Raw genomic sequence first — 14,865 nt, 5'->3', positions numbered from 1 at the left:
TCGGTCCAGCTGCCGACGGGTCGGTTCAGAGTCGCGTCAACAGGGCTTCAGCGTTGCCGTGCGCGATCTTCCGCTTGTCGGCCGGGCTGAGGGGTGCGTTCTCGATGAAGCTCGTGTGCGTTGCGGAGTCGCCGAACGGGTAGTCGACGGCGAACAGGATCCGGTCGATGCCGAACACCTCGAGCGCGCACAGGAGCGGCGGAACCGTCGTGTAGGCGGAGATGGTGATGTGGAGGTGATCGCGTACCTGTTCCGCGACGGTCCCGGTCAGTCCCTTGATACGCGGGGTGAGCCACTCGTCCGCGCGCGCGAGGGAGAACGGCAGGTTCTCGCCCATGTGGCCCACGACCATCTGCAGGTCCGGGAACCGCTCGAAGACCAGGTTCGAGACCATCCGGAGGATGTGCATACCGTTCTCCGCGTGCCATCCCCATCCACCCGTGGAGAGCATGGTCGCGACATACGGGTCGAGGCCCGAATAGTAGGCCTTGAAGACCTCGATGGGCGGGAAGCCGGGGTGGAGGTAGATCGGGACGCCGAGACGTTCGACTTCGGCGAGGATCGGCCGCATGGAGGGGTCGTCGAGGAAGACGCCGTTGGTCTGCCCGTGGATCATCGTGCCGACGGCACCCTGCTCTTCGACGGCGCGACGGAGCTCCGCGACGGCAGCCTTCGGGTCGGAGATCGGGAGGGTGGCGAAGAACTTGAACCGATCAGGGTGGTTGTCGACCACCTTCGCCATGGTGTTGTTGAGGCGCCGGGAGAGCTCGGTCGACTGGTGTGGGGGCAGGACCTGCACGAACTGTGCGACGGAGGAGAGCACCTGGACGTCGATGCCAGCGGAGTCCATTCGCTGGATGCGGGCTTCGCCGCCGTCGGTCAGGTCGTTGAGGCCGTCGAGGTACGGCTGATCCATCATTGCGTGACCGTCGGCGCCGGCGGCGTCGAAGATCTCAGCGGGCATCATGTGTTCTTCGAGTCCGATGAACTTCATGGTCGGGTTCCTTCGTGGTGCGGTGGTGCAGTTGCGCCCGTTCTGGGCGCGGAGAGGACCGGGCTCGGTGGCCCGGTACGGCGGTCCGTGAAGCAGTGACCGGTCATTGTCGACGCAAGAGCGTCGAGTCAGGGGTGGTTCATCGGCGGATCGTGACCCGGTGAGGCACCAGCGTCAGCAATCGATGTTCGAGGGTCCGCCGACTCGGCGGACCACGGCGACGATCTCGACGGCCGCCAGGCGCGCTCCGGCTTCGTCGTGCGCTTCGATGCTGTCGACGAGCCGATCATGGAGCGCAGCATGCTCATCAGCGATTCGATCGTCGGCCTCGAGCCCCCCGACGACCTCACTGACGGCTGCTCCGAGATGTTCATGGAGATCTGCGAGAAGTCCATTACCGCTGATCCGGGCAACCTCTCGGTGGAATCGTCTGTCCGCAGCGGCGATGCGTTCCATGTCAACCCGCTCACCAGTCGCTACGGCCAGGAGTGCGCGAAGCGTGGCGATGTCCTCCGGGACAGCACGTCGGGCGGCGAGGGCCGCAGCGTGTTCCTCGAGGACCGCGCGGAGTTCCATCACCTCGTCCGGCGTTGACGTCGCAGAACGCCGGGAGATGGCCGACCGCAGCTCGCTGGTCGCGATCACGTAGGTTCCATCCCCCACCCTCGCCTCGAGGAGACCGGTGTGGACGAGTCCACGAAGCGCCTCGCGTACGGTGTTCCGGCTCACACCCAGCTGCTCGACGAGGTCGTGCTCCGCAGGGACGCGTGTCCCAACCGGCCACACACCATCGGTGATGGATGCACGGAGTCGATCAGCGGCCTGTTCCGCAAGCGTTCCGGATCGTGGGAGCCGGCTGAGTGGCGACATGAGTCCTCCAAATGTCCAACAATTGGTAGGTTACGCCCCGTCGCTTGCCCAGCAAGGTTGCTGAACGGACCCGAAGCGCGGAGTCAGATCGCGATCAGGACCGCCACCGGCGCGGACCGAGACCGCCGCAGGGCCCCCGGTCGCCGTCCTCACCACCGTCGAGTATCTGGCGGGCCATGCGTCGAGCATGCCCAGACGGGCGGAGGTCAAAGGACCCAACGGCCCACCTGCCAGGCGACCCCACCACGGCGCGTACCTTCAGCGCACCAGGCAGATCGTGCGGAAGTCGACGTCCGGACCGGGCCGCGTGTACGACGAGCCGCTCTCGAGCCAGTCGGCGGTCGGCGCGATCTGGTCGGGGACCATGTCCTCTTCCGACCGCGCGTCGATCCCCTCGGACGCCCAGTACTCCCGGACTCCGTCCACGTCGCGGTTCGCACCCTCGATCACGGTGTGGTCCTCGGGCAGGAGCTCGTTGCCCTGCTCGTCGGTGTACTCCCCCGGGTCGTACCAGTACATCCACCGCACGCCCTGGTGGGCGTTCGACAGCTGGCACTCCTCGCTGTACGCACCACCGGCTCGCTCGCCATCGCGGTAGGCGGACTTCCGGTCGCCGCCGAGGATCCGCACCGTGCGGTCCCCGATCCGCTCGAGCGTGGCCCGGGCGTCACCGTCGGCGAAGTGCCGCTCGGCGGCGGTCGCCGGCTGCGCCCACTGCCGGGCGTCGGCGGCCATGCTCCGCACCTGTGACGTCAGGACCAGGCCGTTCCACGGCACGGCGATGACCAGCACGACGATCGCCGCGACGACGGCGACCAGTGAGTGGCGCGGTTCACGCCGACGAGCCCGGACCTGCACGACGAGCACCACCACGGGGATCCCCACGGCGAGCACGGCGCCGATGACCAGCCGCGTCAGCACGCCCCCTGCTCCGAGCCGGTCGTCCATCGACCCGAAGTCGCGCGCCAGGTACGCCCCGATCTGGACCGCCCAGCTCACGACGAGCAGCACCGGCAGCACGAGCGCGATGGCGATCGCATTCCCTCGCCCCGTCGTCGGGCCCGTCCCCTGGTCACGCCAGTCCTGCTGTTCCGTGCCCATGCCGGCCCCCGCCCCCGTGGTGTCGGGACCATCCTGCCAGCAGAACGCGCCCCGGGCCCGCGGGCGACGCCGCCGCCCCACCCCCGAAGCGGTGGTGCCCCAGCGGCCCCTGTTGCTGCCAGGATGACCGACGTGACCACGACCACGCCCCGCGCCGATCCCGACGCCGCTGCCGACGGCTTCGAAGGCGGCTGGTTCCGCATCGACGACGACCTGGTGCACCTGGACGACGTGGTGTGGCGACCCGCCACGGACGCGGACGACACAGCGACCACCCCCGGCCCTGCCGCCGTCATCGTCGGTGGCGAGCCGCGCGAGCACGTCGGATCGACGCTGCCGTTGGCGCAGCTGGCGGAGATCGACGTGGCACGTCAACGCACCGTGCGGAAGCTCTGGCTCAGCCCGATCACCATCGTGGTGTGCCTGCTCGTCGTGACCGCGCTCGAGGTCTCGGGGCTGCCGTGGCGGACGGACCTCGGTCGGCAGCTCCTGGTCGGAGTCGGCACGGCCCTGCCGGTCGACGCGCTCTGCACCGCGATCTGGTGGCGGATCACGCGTGATCCCTCGGGCGCCGTCGTCCGCAAGATGGGCGGACACCGGACCCGCCAGCAGTACGACCAGCAGCGCGCCGTCCTCGAACGCTGACCGCGCCGCGAGCGCGCCCCGACCCCTCAGCGAACCGGCGCCGACACCACCGCTCCGCCCGCTGCGGGCGACGGCTCCGACGACGGCCGCACCCCTCGCCCGGGCCGCAGCACCGCGTCCACCCGCTCACGGTCGAGCTCGCCCTGCCACCGCGCCACCACGAGCGTCGCGACGCAGTTGCCGAGCAGGTTGACGCTCACCCGCATCGCGTCCATGATCCGGTCGGCACCGAGCAGCAGCGCGACGCCTGCGACCGGGAACAGCCCGAGGCTCGTCGCCGTCGCGGACAGCGCCAGGAACGACGAGCCCGGCACCCCGGCCATGCCCTTCGACGTCAGCAGCAGCACCCCGAGTGCGGCGACCTGCTGCTCGAGCGTCAGCGGCACCCCGAACGCCTGGGTCAGGAACAGCAGCGAGATCGACAGGTAGATCGCCGCCCCGTCGAGGTTGAACGAGTAGCCCGTCGGCACGACGAGTCCGGCGACGCTCCGTGAGACGCCGACCTCGGTGAGCCGGGTGATCATCCGCGGCAGCACGGCCTCGGTCGACGCGGTACCCAGAGCCAGCCCGAACTCGGCGCGGGTGTGCCACACGAACCGCCAGATCGGCACCCCGGACAGCAGCCGCCCGCCCACGAGCAGCGCCACGATGAACACCGCCGCTGCGCCGTAGCAGGCAGCGATCAGCAGCCCGTACGACCCCAGGGTGTCGATGCCGTACTGCCCGACCACGTACGCCATCGCCCCGAACGCACCGAGCGGCGACAGACGCATCACCCAGCCCAGGATGCGGTAGACGACCTCGAGGCACAGGTCGAGGCCCCGCACGAGCGGCCGCGCACGGTCACTGCCGATCGCGGCGATCGCCGCGCCGACGAACACCGCGAAGACGAGCACCTGCAGGATGTCGTTCGTCGCGAACGCGTTCACGACGCTCGACGGGATGAGGTCGAGGATGAAGGTCCCCGCGTCCGGAGCTGTGCCGCCGGCGGTCTTCGCCGCCACGGCGGAGGCGTCGAGCGACGACGGGTCGATCCGCAGGCCGGCCCCGGGGCGCACGAGGTTGCCGACCAGCAGGCCGAACACGAGCGCGCACGACGACGCGAGCAGGAAGTAGACCATCGCCTTGCCGGCGATCCGTCCCACGGAGCGCAGGTCGCCGACGTGCACGATGCCCGTCACCACGACGATGAACGCGAGCGGCGCGATCACCATCTCGATCAGCCGGATGAACCCCTGCCCGACGACGTTCAGCACCGGTGCCGCCGCGGGGAAGCAGACCCCGACGGCGATGCCGAGGGCCACCCCGATCGCGATCTGCACGAACAGCGAGTGGTACCAGCGGGCGGGGGCACGATCCGTGGTGGTGATGTCCATGCATCCACCTCACCGCGGGCGTGTTTCGACGACGTTGCGAGTCTGTTCCCACCTGCCGCGCCGCACGCCCACCGAAACAGGGCCGCACGCCCACCGAACAGGGCCGCACGCCCACCGGAACAGGGCCGCACGCCCACCGGAACAGGGCCACTCGCCCACCGGAACAGGGGCCGCCGTCCGGGTCAGCTGCCGCCGACGACCGTCAGGGTCGGGCGGTGCCGAGCACCGGACTCGTCCTGGCTCGTCAGCACGCTCCACGACCGGACGACTCCGGCCGCCGGACCGACCAGGGTGTGGTCGATCGGCATCGCCAGCCGCGGATCGAGCCACGTCGGCCACGTACCGAGCCCCGCGCCGTGCACGGTCGACGCGGCGTCCCGGCACGAACCGAGACCCCCACCGTCGAAGCTGTCGACCGATCCGTTGAAGTCCCCCGACACGACCACGTCAGCGCCGCGGCCGCACTGCTCGCCGATCCACCGCAGATCGGTCCGCCAGCCCGCCAGTCCCCGCCCGATCGGTTGCGGCGCGTGCACAGCGACGATCGTCGGGATCGACGGCCCGGACACCGTCATCGTCTTCACCGGATCGACGCCGGGCGACATCGAGGCGCCGAACGCGCGATCGGCCCCGACGAGCACCGCCACCTGCGTGCCGGCACCACCCATGAACAGCCGCACCGGCCGACCGTGCTGCCCCATCCACCGAGCCACCGCGGTGGCGACCCGTCGGTCGCCCGCGTCGGGGAGCACGACGACGTCCGCCCGTGCGGTCAGTGCCGCGCGGGCGATGCCCTGCGCGCCGACGAGTCCTCCGTTGGTGTTCCACTCGAACACCCGGAGTGCACCCCGGGCACCGTCGACCGGCCGCACGTCCCATCCCCGCACGCCGAGCACCGCTGTGTTCGCCACGGCGACGACGAGCAGGACCGCCCCGAGCGACGCAGCGACCAGCCGCACGGCTCGCGTGCGTCGCAGGACGATGGCGACGAGCACCAGGGCGAGACCGGCAGCGACCAGTCCTGCGGTCACGAGGGACCGGGCCGGCAGCACGGCGGCGAGCACCGGAGCCCGCCCCACGCCGAGCCACGGAGCGGCGACGAAGGTGGCACCGACCAGCAGGGTCGCAACCACCACGGTGGTCGAGACAGCAGCCGCACGACGAGACACCCCTGGATCCTCGCGCACGGCCACCCGCGGCTGCCGGTGAACAGAGACCGCCCGCTGAGGATCCTGCTGGGCCACAGCAGTGGCAGCAACGTGGGGCGCCTGCCCACGCCGTGCGCCGGCCGACACGGGACTGGAGGCCCGGTGCCAGCTGGCACCGGGCCTCCAGTCCGTCACCGCGCACGTCGCGGGCCGCACGCGCGACCGCGGGCAGCTAGCTGCCGTTCGCCTCGACCACGCGCCACACGAGCATGCCGACCGTCACGAGGGTGCCGAGCACCGAGACGATCGCCGCGACGACACCGGGCCGACGCCGAACAGGGCCGTCGCCCCGATCTGGCCGCGCCAGTAGCCGTTGCCCGAACTCGCCCCCGCGGGTGTGGTCATGCTGCGACCCTAGCGCCGACGTGCCGATGCTCGAGGACTCTCACCCACTCCCAGTCCGTGCCGCGCCACGCGCCTGCTCGCCGCGCCTACGCTCCGAACGTCCGGCCATCCCCGACGGAAGCGGCCTCCGTGTCCTCGTACCTGCTCTGCGCCCCGCCCGTCTACGGCCACCTCGCGCCCCTCGTCGACGTGGGGCGCGACCTCGCCGAGCGCGGCCACGAGATCACCGTGCTGACGGGGTCCAAGTACCGCGACCTCGTCGTCGGCGCCGGGCTCCGCTTCGTGGCCCTGCCGGCCGACGCCGACTTCGACGACGCCGAGCTGCAGGACCGGCTCGCCGACGCCACGGCGGCGCGCGGGGTGGCGGTCGTCCGCGAGGGCATCATCGCGATGTTCGTGCGGCCGATCCTGTCCCAGTACCGCGCGCTGGCGGCCCTGCTGGCAGCGAGTCGGTTCGACGCGGTGCTCGGCGAGGCGACGTTCACCGGCCTCGCCCCGTACCTCGCGCTGCCGCCGGGCGACCGCCTGCCCGTGCTCGGGATCGCGACCACCCCGGTGACGCTCACCAGCGTCGACGCCGCACCTTTCGGCACCGCGCTCTCGCCGGGTCGCGGGCCGCTGGCGCGCGCACGCAACCGACTGCTCACGGCGGCGATCCACCCCGTCCTCACCCGGCCGCTGCAGCAGGCCGTCGACGTCGTGCTCGCCGAGGTGGGGGCGCCGCCGTCGCAGACCGGGACCTTCGACTTCGCCTACCGTTGCTTCGACACCCTGTTCCAGCTGAGCGTCGCGGAGCTCGAGTACCCGCGCCGCGAGCTCCCCGACTCGGTCCGGTTCGTCGGTCCGGTCGTGACCCGCGCGGCACCGACGCCCGCGGCCGACCTGCCCGCGTGGTGGGACGACCTGGACACCGACACCCCGGTGGTGCTCGTGACCCAGGGCACGATCGACACCGTCGACCTCGGCCGGCTCATCGCGCCGACGCTCCGCGCGCTGGTGGACGAGGACGTCCTCGTCGTCGCCACCACCGGTGGCCGCCCGGTCGACCAGGTCGAACGCGCGCTCGGCACGGGGCTGCCCGTGAACGCCCGGGTGGCGACCTTCCTGCCCTACGACCAGCTCCTGCCGCGGTGCAGCGTCGTCGTCACGAACGGCGGGTTCGGCGGGGTGCAGCGTGCCCTCGCGCACGGCGTGCCGCTCGTGGTCGCCGGGTCGACCGAGGACAAGCCGGAGGTCGCCGCCCGGGTCGCGTGGGCCGGGTGCGGGCGGAACCTGCGCTCCGGGACGCCGCGGCCGGCGGCGATCCGTCAGGCGGTCCGCGAGGTCCTCGCCTCGCCGACCCACCGCGCCCGCAGCCGTCAGGTCGCGGCGTCGATCGCCACCCTGCCCGACCCCGTGGACGTCATCGAGGCCGGGCTGGCGGCGGCCGTCGCCGCCGCCGCGGACGGCTCACAGCGACGCTGATCCCGCCTGCCGGCCCACGCTGTGCGGTCGAGTGGAGACGGACGGGAGGCACGGTGCCAGCTGACACCGGGCCTCCCGTCCGTCTCATCCCGCGTCGTCGTGCCGGGTGCCGGTCAGCGGTGTCGGTGTCGTTGCGGACGCCGTCCGGATCCGGAGCGGCACGGTGCCGGCGACGTACCGGTCGTCGCCCGCCTCGAGCGGGCGGCCGTCCGCGGTGCTGGACCGGCGCACCTGCAGGAGCGCCGCTCCGGGCCGGACCCCGAGGAGCGCGGCGTCGGCGTCGTCCGCCAGCAGCGCGTCCACGGTGGTGACGGCGGCACCGACCCGGATGCCGAACCGGTCCTCCAGGGTCGCCGACACCGACGTCTGCCCGCCCGGGATCGTCCGGATGACGGCGGCGACCCACGGCGCGTAGGCGGTGCGCTCGAGCATGACGTCGACACCGTCGAGGGAGCGCACCCGCACGACGTGCAGGACGGGCTCGTCGTGCGCAGCGCGGAAGAGGCGCCGCTCACGCACGGTGGCCGGCCGTTCCTCGACCGCCACGACCCGACCGCCGGGCTCGTGCCCACGCGCCCTGGCCAGCTGACCGAAGGACTCGAGCGCGCCGGCGTCGTGGCCGAGCGACGTGGTGCGGACGCGCCAGCGGGACCCGGCCCGTGCCGTCAGGACCCGGCGGTCGCGGAGCAGCCCGAGTGCGTTCCGCACGGTGCCACGGGCGACGGCGTAGTCGGCCGCCAGGTCGTGCTCGGCCGGCAGGACGCCGGTGTCGTCGAACTCACCGCGGAGCACCCGGTCGGCGAGGTCCTCGGCGAGGTCCCGGAACAGTCGTCGCACCCGCTGATCCTCCTCTGCCCCGCGACGAGCTGTCCACGTGCGAGGCAGCGTCGGTGCTGAAGATCCCGGAAGGACGGCACCGAACAGTCGGGCACCCGGACACCTCCGTCCCGTTTCCACCGGACGCGTTCACCCGCCTGCCACGACCAGGCCAGACCCGGTTCAGCGCACCTGGTTGTCATGCTGACGGGCGTTCTCCCACCGGGCGCCCGCACTCCCCACGATCAGGAAGACCCCCGATGAGCACGAGGAAGCCCGAACACGGCGCACCCGACGTCAACCTGGACGCCGCACCACCGCTGACCCCGGACGCCGCCTACACCGCCGCGGTCCGACCCGGAGTCAGTCGACGGACCGTCCTGATCGGCGGCGCGGCCGCGATCATGGCCGGCGTCGCCGCCGGCTCCGCCTTCGGACCGGGCGCGACCGACCGCGCCAGCGCCGCGACCGCTCGTGCCGTCCCCACCGGCACGATCGCCGACGTGAAGCACGTCGTCGTGCTCATGCAGGAGAACCGGTCCTTCGACCACTACTACGGCACGATGCCCGGGGTCCGCGGGTTCTCGGACAAGCAGGCGCTCGAGCTGCCGACCGGACACGACGTCTTCCACCAGCCGGCGGCGGCCCGCACCGACGGTGGCGCGATGCTGCCGTTCCGGCTCGACACCACCCGGTTCAACGCGCAGAACGCCGACGGCCTCGACCACTCCTGGGGCGGTGGGCACACCGCGTGGAACGGCGGTGCCTGGAACCGGTGGGTCGACGCGAAGAGCGCCCAGACGATGGGCTACTTCACGAGCGAGGACATCCCCTACCAGCGCGCACTCGCCGGCGCCTTCACGGTCTGCGACGACTACCACTGCTCGCTCAACGGGCCCACGACGCCGAACCGCCTGTACCAGTGGTCCGGCACCATCGACCCCCGCGGCGCGCAGGGCGGACCGGCGACCGACAACCCGGCGGACTACGAACCGGTGTTCGCCTGGACCACCTACGCCGAACGACTGCAGGCGGCCGGCGTCACCTGGAAGACCTACGCCAACGACGAGGTCGGCGACAGCGCAGCCGACCCGTACGTCGGCGACTACGGCGACAACCCGCTCTGGCTGTTCGAGCAGTACCACCGTGCGCTCGCGTCCTCCGACCCCGCCCAGCAGGAGCTCGCCGCGCGTGCCGGGCTGCACGACGGGTGGAAGCCGAACTCGGGCAAGGGCCTCGACGTCACCCACCTGCTCAGCCAGTTCGGGCAGGACTGCGCGACCAACAGCCTGCCCACCGTGTCGTACGTCATCGCCCCCTACGGCTGGAGCGAGCACCCGGCGGCCAGCCCGGACTACGGCGCCCACTACACGAACGCCGTCGTGCAGGCGCTCTTCAGCAACCCGGACACCTGGGCCTCGACCGTCCTGCTCGTCAACTACGACGAGAACGACGGGTACTTCGACCACGTCGTCCCCCCGTTCGCCGAACCCGGCACCCCCGACGAGTACGTCGACGGGCTGCCCATCGGCATGGGTGCCCGCGTGCCGATGACCGTGGTGTCGCCGTGGAGCCGTGGCGGGTGGGTCAACTCGCAGGTGGCGGACCACACGTCCGTGATCCAGTTCCTCGAGCACGTCACGGGGGTCCGCGAGCCGAACATCTCCGACTGGCGACGGTCCGTCTCCGGAGACCTGACGAGCTGCTTCGACTTCACCGCGCCGGACCCGAGCATCCCCGGCCCAGACGTCGTCCCCGGCATCGAGCAGACCCGGGCGCTGGTCGCGGCCGCCGACGCCGACCAGGCGAAGCCACCCATCGAGGAACCGGCGATCGGTGCGCAGACCCTGCCCGTCCAGGAGCCCGGCACCGTCCGGCACCGGAGCCTGCCCTACCGGCAGCACGCCGACGCGACCGTCGACCACCGCACCGGCCGGGTCACCGTGACGCTCGCGAACGACGGCCGTCAGGGGGTCAACTTCCTGGTCTACCCGAACACCGCGATGCCGTTCGCCGCCCACCCGAAGACCGTCCCCGTCGGCGCCACCGCCGACTGGGCCTGGGACACCACGACGACCGCCGGTGCCTACGACGTCAGCGTCTACGGACCCGACCGGTTCCTCCGGCGCTTCGCCGGCACCGTCGCTGTCGGTGGTCGGGCGACCGGCGGCGTGCCGCACGTCTCGGTCGTCCGGGACCCGCGCGGTCGGCGCACCCTGCAGCTCCTGCTCGAGAACACCGGCAGGGCCGAGCTCCGCTTCGTGCTCGTGGCCAACGACTTCGTCGAGCACCGCGAGACCGCACACGTCCGCGGCTCCGGGCACAAGACGATGCACTGGCCGCTCGACGAGTGGGGGTACTACGACGTGGTCGTCACCGCGGACGGTGTGCCCGGGTTCCGGTACCGCTTCGCCGGACGCGCGGAGCGCTGACGCGGGCCGACCCGCGTGGGTCGGCAGGGGCGGTCAGGCCGCGTCCACGACGAACAGGAGGCCCGGTGCCAGCTGGCACCGGGCCTCCCGTCTCGTCTCGTGAACGTCTCACGTCCGTCCCGCGTGCCGTCCCGCGTGCCGTCTCACGCGTCGGCGGCGGACCCGGCGGGTGCCACCGGTGCGACCGGTGTCGCGGCGTCAGCGGCGTCGGCGTCGGCGTCGGCGTCGGCGTCGGCGTCGGCGTCGGCTCGCGCAGCCTGCCGGGCCAGCGCCGCGTCCAGGAAGCGTTCGACGAACGGCAACGCCACCACGATCGCACCGACGACGGCCGCGACGGGGACGATCACCGTCCAGCCGCGCAGGATCGAGTAGATGGTGGCACCGAGGACGACCCACACCACGACCGTGAGCGGGCGCACCGGACCGGCGTCGGCGAGCAGGTTGACCGCGTCGACGGCCGCGGACAGCCCTCGCCGTCCGAGCAGTGTCAGCATGACCCCGATGACGATGAACCCCGTCGCCCGGACGGTGCCGACCCACGCGACGTCGCTCGCCGGATCCGCCAGCACACGCTGGATGAACACCACCGCCGACAGGACCCCGACGGCGAACAGGGTGACGATCACGAGGACGGTCAGGAGACGGGCAGAGCGGCGCACGAGGACTCAGCATAGGGACCCGTCGGGGGCGCCCGTCGCAGCGACCCGTCGCAGCGGGTCGACTCGCTAGGCGACGACCACCTGCGCGTTGACCAGGATGTCGTGCAGGTCGGGACGGAGCGCATCCTGCGAGGTCGTCCGGACCTTCACGATGAGCGCCGCTCCGGGCTTCGCGAAGGCGCGCGCGACCGTCGCCGACCAGGACCCGTCCGTGTTGTGCCCGGCGATCGACAGGAACTGCGCCGTGCCGCCCGTGATCGTCGGCAGGAGCTGCTCCTCGAGCCGGTCGGCCGGCAGCCCCGCAGCCGTGAACAGCTGCTCGGTGGCGGCACGGTCCCCGATCGTCGGGTCGAGGTCGGTCAGCCGCTGCTGCGTGATCGTCGCCACGGAGCCGTCGGCGTTCGTGTACTCCCGCGACCCGGTCGTCGGGTCCTCGCCGGTCTGCTCCCAGCCGTCGAGCGCCGAGACCTGGAGCCCGAACGCGGGCAGCGTGCTCGCCGAGAGCGCGTCGCCGTCCTCGAACGTGAGGTCCTTCGTGGCCGAGTCAACGGTGGCCGGCGCGGTCGGCGTCTCCGTCGGTGCCTGGGTCGGCGCTTGTGTCGGTGCCGACGACCGCGGTGTGGCCCGCTCCACTCCCGGTGCCGTGGTGCCGGTCCCGGCGCAGCCGGAGAGTGCGAGCACGACGATCACGGTCGCCGTCCCCGCGGTGGTGATCCTGGATGTGATGGACATGTGGTTCCCCCTCGGATCCCGCCGTGCGCCCCGTGCACCGGTGGGTCCGCCTGGAGCCTACGGGTCCCGGCGGCGGCGCGCCGCCCGGGTCACACGTCCGGGGTCTGTCCAGACGCGCCGAGCGATCTCCTGAGCACGACGAAGTGCAGCCCCGCGACGCGAGCGACGTGTGCCGGGAACGGTCGGGTCTCCCCCGTCGCGATGAACCCGCTTCGCTCGTACACGCGTCGCAGTCCCTCGTGCACGCTGAGCACCTCGAGCTCGACGGACTCGCATGCCATGGCTTCCTCGGCGTACGCGATCGCCGCGGTCCGGAGCCGCCGGGAGATGCCTCGGGACTGCCACGCCGGGTCCACAGCGAGCATGCCGAGGTGCGCCGTCGCCCGGTCGGAGGCCCGCAGGTGACAGGTCGCGACGATGGTGGCGTCGTGAACCGCGACGAGCACCACCGACCGCGGGGCACGGATCATCGCACGCACCTGGTCCGGGGTCGTCCGCTCCCCGGTCACCAGCTCGGCGTCGCTCACCCAGCCCTGTTGGTTGGCGTACGCACGGACGACGACCGCAGCCACGCACGCCGCGTCCGTCTCGGACGCCGACCGGATCTCGAGCAGGGGTTCGTCTGTCACGACCGCACGCTCTCACGCAGCACCCAGGCATCTCGCCGAGCTCTGCGCACGCTCATGCTTCGGGCGCCTGCGTCGGGCCGATTACGAGTCGTCGCCTGCGTTCCGAGCACGCTTCCGTTCCTGCGCACGGGTGTAGGACACCGAGCCGATCTGCACGGCGGCGAGGATGATCCAGATGACCGCCATCTGCGTGTGGAACCGGTACGGTTCGACGACGGCGAGGACGAGCCAGACCAGGGCGATGACCGCCCACACCCAGACGAGCCACGGCAGGGGCTTGCCGATCAGCCGTTCGAGCAGACTGCGTCGCTGCATCTGGGTCATGGCGCTGACGCTACCGGACGCCAGGGTGATCGCCGAGGACCGCTACCGTGATCCAATCACGCGTCGAACAGCCTCACGCCGGTGGGCGATCGCCCTCATCGCTCTGAACGCTGTTGCACTCGTGACCTGTGTCGTAGCCCCTCCCGGGGTGACGGTCACCCGTCACGCCTCACCCGGCGGGTCGCTGCGACACTGCGGAGCAAATCAACGCTGGGCCGCAGGCCGCACGACGATCTCGTTCACGTCGACGGCGGGTCGCTCGGCCACCGCGTAGGAAACAGCGCGGGCGATCGCGTCAGCGGAGATCGACTCGGCACGGTAGACGACCATCGCGGCGGCGGCGGAGGCGTCGGTGATCGTTGCGGCGAGCTCGGACTCGGTCACTCCTGGCGACACGGTGGTCACACGGATCCCGCGCGGTGACTCCTGACGCAGCCCCTCGGTGATCGCCCGTGCTGCGAACTTCGTGCCGCAGTAGACAGCAGCCGTGGGCGAGACGTCGTAGACGCCGACGGATGCGATCGTCACGACGTGGCCGGTGCCCTGCGCGAGCATGGTGGGCAGGGTCGCCGTGATGCTGTGGAGGAGGCCGCGGACGTTGACGTCGATCATCCTGTCCCACTCGTCGACGAGGCCTGCGGCGAGGGGTGACAGCGGCATCACGCCGGCGTTCGCGACGAGCACGTCGATCCGCCCGAAGCGTGCCCGGGCAGCAACCGCGAACTCCTGCACCGAGGCGAGGGCGGTGACGTCGAGCGGCACTGCCATCGCCGTACCGCCCGCCCCCTCGATCTCGGTGACGAGCTCGTCGAGCCGGTCGGTGCGCCGGGCCCCGAGCACGACGGGGTGGCCGGCCGCGGCGAGGCGGATCGCCGTCGCGCGACCGATGCCACTCGAGGCGCCCGTCACGAGGACGACCTTCCGTCGGTGCAGCACCATGCCGGCGTGGTGCAGGACGTCGTCCCTGAAGTCGCCGTCCGCGGTGAAGCCGGTGTCGTCTCGGTAGTCGATGTGGTCTCCGTCGACCTCGTAGGTGCCCACGTAGGCCGCCTCACGGTCACCTCGGGCCTCCACGTAGCGGCCGTCGGGCCGCAGCTCGTGGCGGATGCGACCATCGGCGGTGGCCCAGAGGCCGAGGTAGGGGTGAACGGGGTGGGGTGGGGTGCGCTGCTGGTGTCCATGCGCTCAGCCTCGACGCCGTGCAGCCCCCGACCATCGCCCTGTCGTGCCGGGGTGCAGCAGGACCAGGGAGGCGGAGCTCCTGCCACCT

Annotated in this window: 15 protein-coding genes and 1 pseudogene; 3 read left to right on the top strand and 13 right to left on the bottom strand. The window is 71.8% G+C overall.

Annotation, left to right across the window (positions count from 1 at the left end):
• Positions 1 to 25: 25 nt before the first annotated feature.
• The 3 genes from ORG17_RS07550 to ORG17_RS07540 all read right to left on the bottom strand — a co-directional run bounded on the left by ORG17_RS07550 (position 26) and on the right by ORG17_RS07540 (position 2,965).
• Positions 26 to 994 (bottom strand): amidohydrolase family protein, encoded by a 969-nt coding sequence (locus ORG17_RS07550; RefSeq protein WP_214527798.1) that lies wholly within the window; start codon positions 992 to 994, stop codon positions 26 to 28.
• Between the two features lie 174 nt (positions 995 to 1,168).
• Complete coding sequence (locus tag ORG17_RS18500; protein WP_214527799.1) at positions 1,169 to 1,864, bottom strand: FadR/GntR family transcriptional regulator; 696 nt, start codon at positions 1,862 to 1,864, stop codon at positions 1,169 to 1,171.
• Positions 1,865 to 2,122: 258 nt separating this feature from the next.
• Positions 2,123 to 2,965, bottom strand: coding sequence for a hypothetical protein (locus ORG17_RS07540; protein ID WP_214527800.1), 843 nt, complete (start codon positions 2,963 to 2,965; stop codon positions 2,123 to 2,125).
• A gap of 132 nt (positions 2,966 to 3,097) precedes the next feature.
• On the opposite strand from ORG17_RS07540, the gene ORG17_RS07535 reads away from it, so the two are divergent.
• Positions 3,098 to 3,610 (top strand): hypothetical protein, encoded by a 513-nt coding sequence (locus ORG17_RS07535; RefSeq protein WP_214527801.1) that lies wholly within the window; start codon positions 3,098 to 3,100, stop codon positions 3,608 to 3,610.
• A gap of 26 nt (positions 3,611 to 3,636) precedes the next feature.
• Here the strand turns inward: ORG17_RS07535 and ORG17_RS07530 are convergent, their stop codons facing one another.
• The 3 genes from ORG17_RS07530 to ORG17_RS07520 form a co-directional block, all read right to left on the bottom strand.
• Complete coding sequence (locus ORG17_RS07530) at positions 3,637 to 4,986, bottom strand: cation:dicarboxylate symporter family transporter (RefSeq protein ID WP_214527802.1); 1,350 nt, start codon at positions 4,984 to 4,986, stop codon at positions 3,637 to 3,639.
• 182 nt (positions 4,987 to 5,168) lie between these two features.
• On the bottom strand, positions 5,169 to 6,155 hold the full coding sequence (locus tag ORG17_RS18320) for an endonuclease/exonuclease/phosphatase family protein (RefSeq protein WP_214527803.1): 987 nt from the start codon (positions 6,153 to 6,155) through the stop codon (positions 5,169 to 5,171).
• 258 nt (positions 6,156 to 6,413) lie between these two features.
• Entirely contained in the window at positions 6,414 to 6,539 is a 126-nt protein-coding gene (locus ORG17_RS07520) for a hypothetical protein (RefSeq protein WP_284731136.1), read from the bottom strand.
• Between the two features lie 129 nt (positions 6,540 to 6,668).
• On the opposite strand from ORG17_RS07520, the gene ORG17_RS07515 reads away from it, so the two are divergent.
• Positions 6,669 to 8,003, top strand: a complete 1,335-nt coding sequence (locus ORG17_RS07515) for a nucleotide disphospho-sugar-binding domain-containing protein (protein WP_214527804.1) — start codon at positions 6,669 to 6,671, stop codon at positions 8,001 to 8,003.
• 84 nt (positions 8,004 to 8,087) lie between these two features.
• Here ORG17_RS07515 and ORG17_RS07510 read toward each other — a convergent pair whose 3' ends face one another.
• A complete protein-coding gene (locus ORG17_RS07510; RefSeq protein WP_214527805.1) occupies positions 8,088 to 8,840 on the bottom strand; it encodes a GntR family transcriptional regulator in 753 nt (250 codons plus the stop codon).
• Positions 8,841 to 9,079: 239 nt separating this feature from the next.
• On the opposite strand from ORG17_RS07510, the gene ORG17_RS07505 reads away from it, so the two are divergent.
• The gene (locus ORG17_RS07505; protein WP_214527806.1) at positions 9,080 to 11,251 is read left to right on the top strand and encodes a phosphocholine-specific phospholipase C; all 2,172 of its coding nucleotides are present in this window, start codon (positions 9,080 to 9,082) and stop codon (positions 11,249 to 11,251) included.
• A 143-nt stretch (positions 11,252 to 11,394) separates the two neighbouring features.
• Here the strand turns inward: ORG17_RS07505 and ORG17_RS07500 are convergent, their stop codons facing one another.
• The 6 genes and pseudogenes from ORG17_RS07500 to ORG17_RS07475 all read right to left on the bottom strand — a co-directional run.
• Positions 11,395 to 11,910 carry a hypothetical protein gene (locus tag ORG17_RS07500; protein ID WP_214527807.1) on the bottom strand — a complete coding sequence of 172 codons (516 nt, stop codon included), beginning with the start codon at positions 11,908 to 11,910 and terminating at the stop codon, positions 11,395 to 11,397.
• 66 nt (positions 11,911 to 11,976) lie between these two features.
• The gene (locus ORG17_RS07495; protein ID WP_214523786.1) at positions 11,977 to 12,642 is read right to left on the bottom strand and encodes a hypothetical protein; all 666 of its coding nucleotides are present in this window, start codon (positions 12,640 to 12,642) and stop codon (positions 11,977 to 11,979) included.
• Positions 12,643 to 12,731: 89 nt separating this feature from the next.
• The gene (locus ORG17_RS07490) at positions 12,732 to 13,271 is read right to left on the bottom strand and encodes a GNAT family N-acetyltransferase (RefSeq protein WP_214527808.1); all 540 of its coding nucleotides are present in this window, start codon (positions 13,269 to 13,271) and stop codon (positions 12,732 to 12,734) included.
• 81 nt (positions 13,272 to 13,352) lie between these two features.
• The gene (locus ORG17_RS07485; RefSeq protein ID WP_214527809.1) at positions 13,353 to 13,595 is read right to left on the bottom strand and encodes a hypothetical protein; all 243 of its coding nucleotides are present in this window, start codon (positions 13,593 to 13,595) and stop codon (positions 13,353 to 13,355) included.
• Positions 13,596 to 13,799: 204 nt separating this feature from the next.
• Complete coding sequence (locus tag ORG17_RS07480) at positions 13,800 to 14,534, bottom strand: SDR family oxidoreductase (RefSeq protein WP_214527825.1); 735 nt, start codon at positions 14,532 to 14,534, stop codon at positions 13,800 to 13,802.
• Positions 14,532 to 14,729 (bottom strand): annotated as a pseudogene (locus tag ORG17_RS07475) (Atu4866 domain-containing protein); the annotation flags it as partial. The pseudogene ORG17_RS07475 and the gene ORG17_RS07480, both read right to left, overlap by 3 nt.
• Positions 14,730 to 14,865: the final 136 nt, after the last annotated feature.

The organism is Curtobacterium flaccumfaciens pv. betae, assembly GCF_026241855.1.
GTDB classification, from domain to species: domain Bacteria; phylum Actinomycetota; class Actinomycetes; order Actinomycetales; family Microbacteriaceae; genus Curtobacterium; species Curtobacterium flaccumfaciens.
This window is presented reverse-complemented; position numbering and strand designations above follow the sequence as displayed.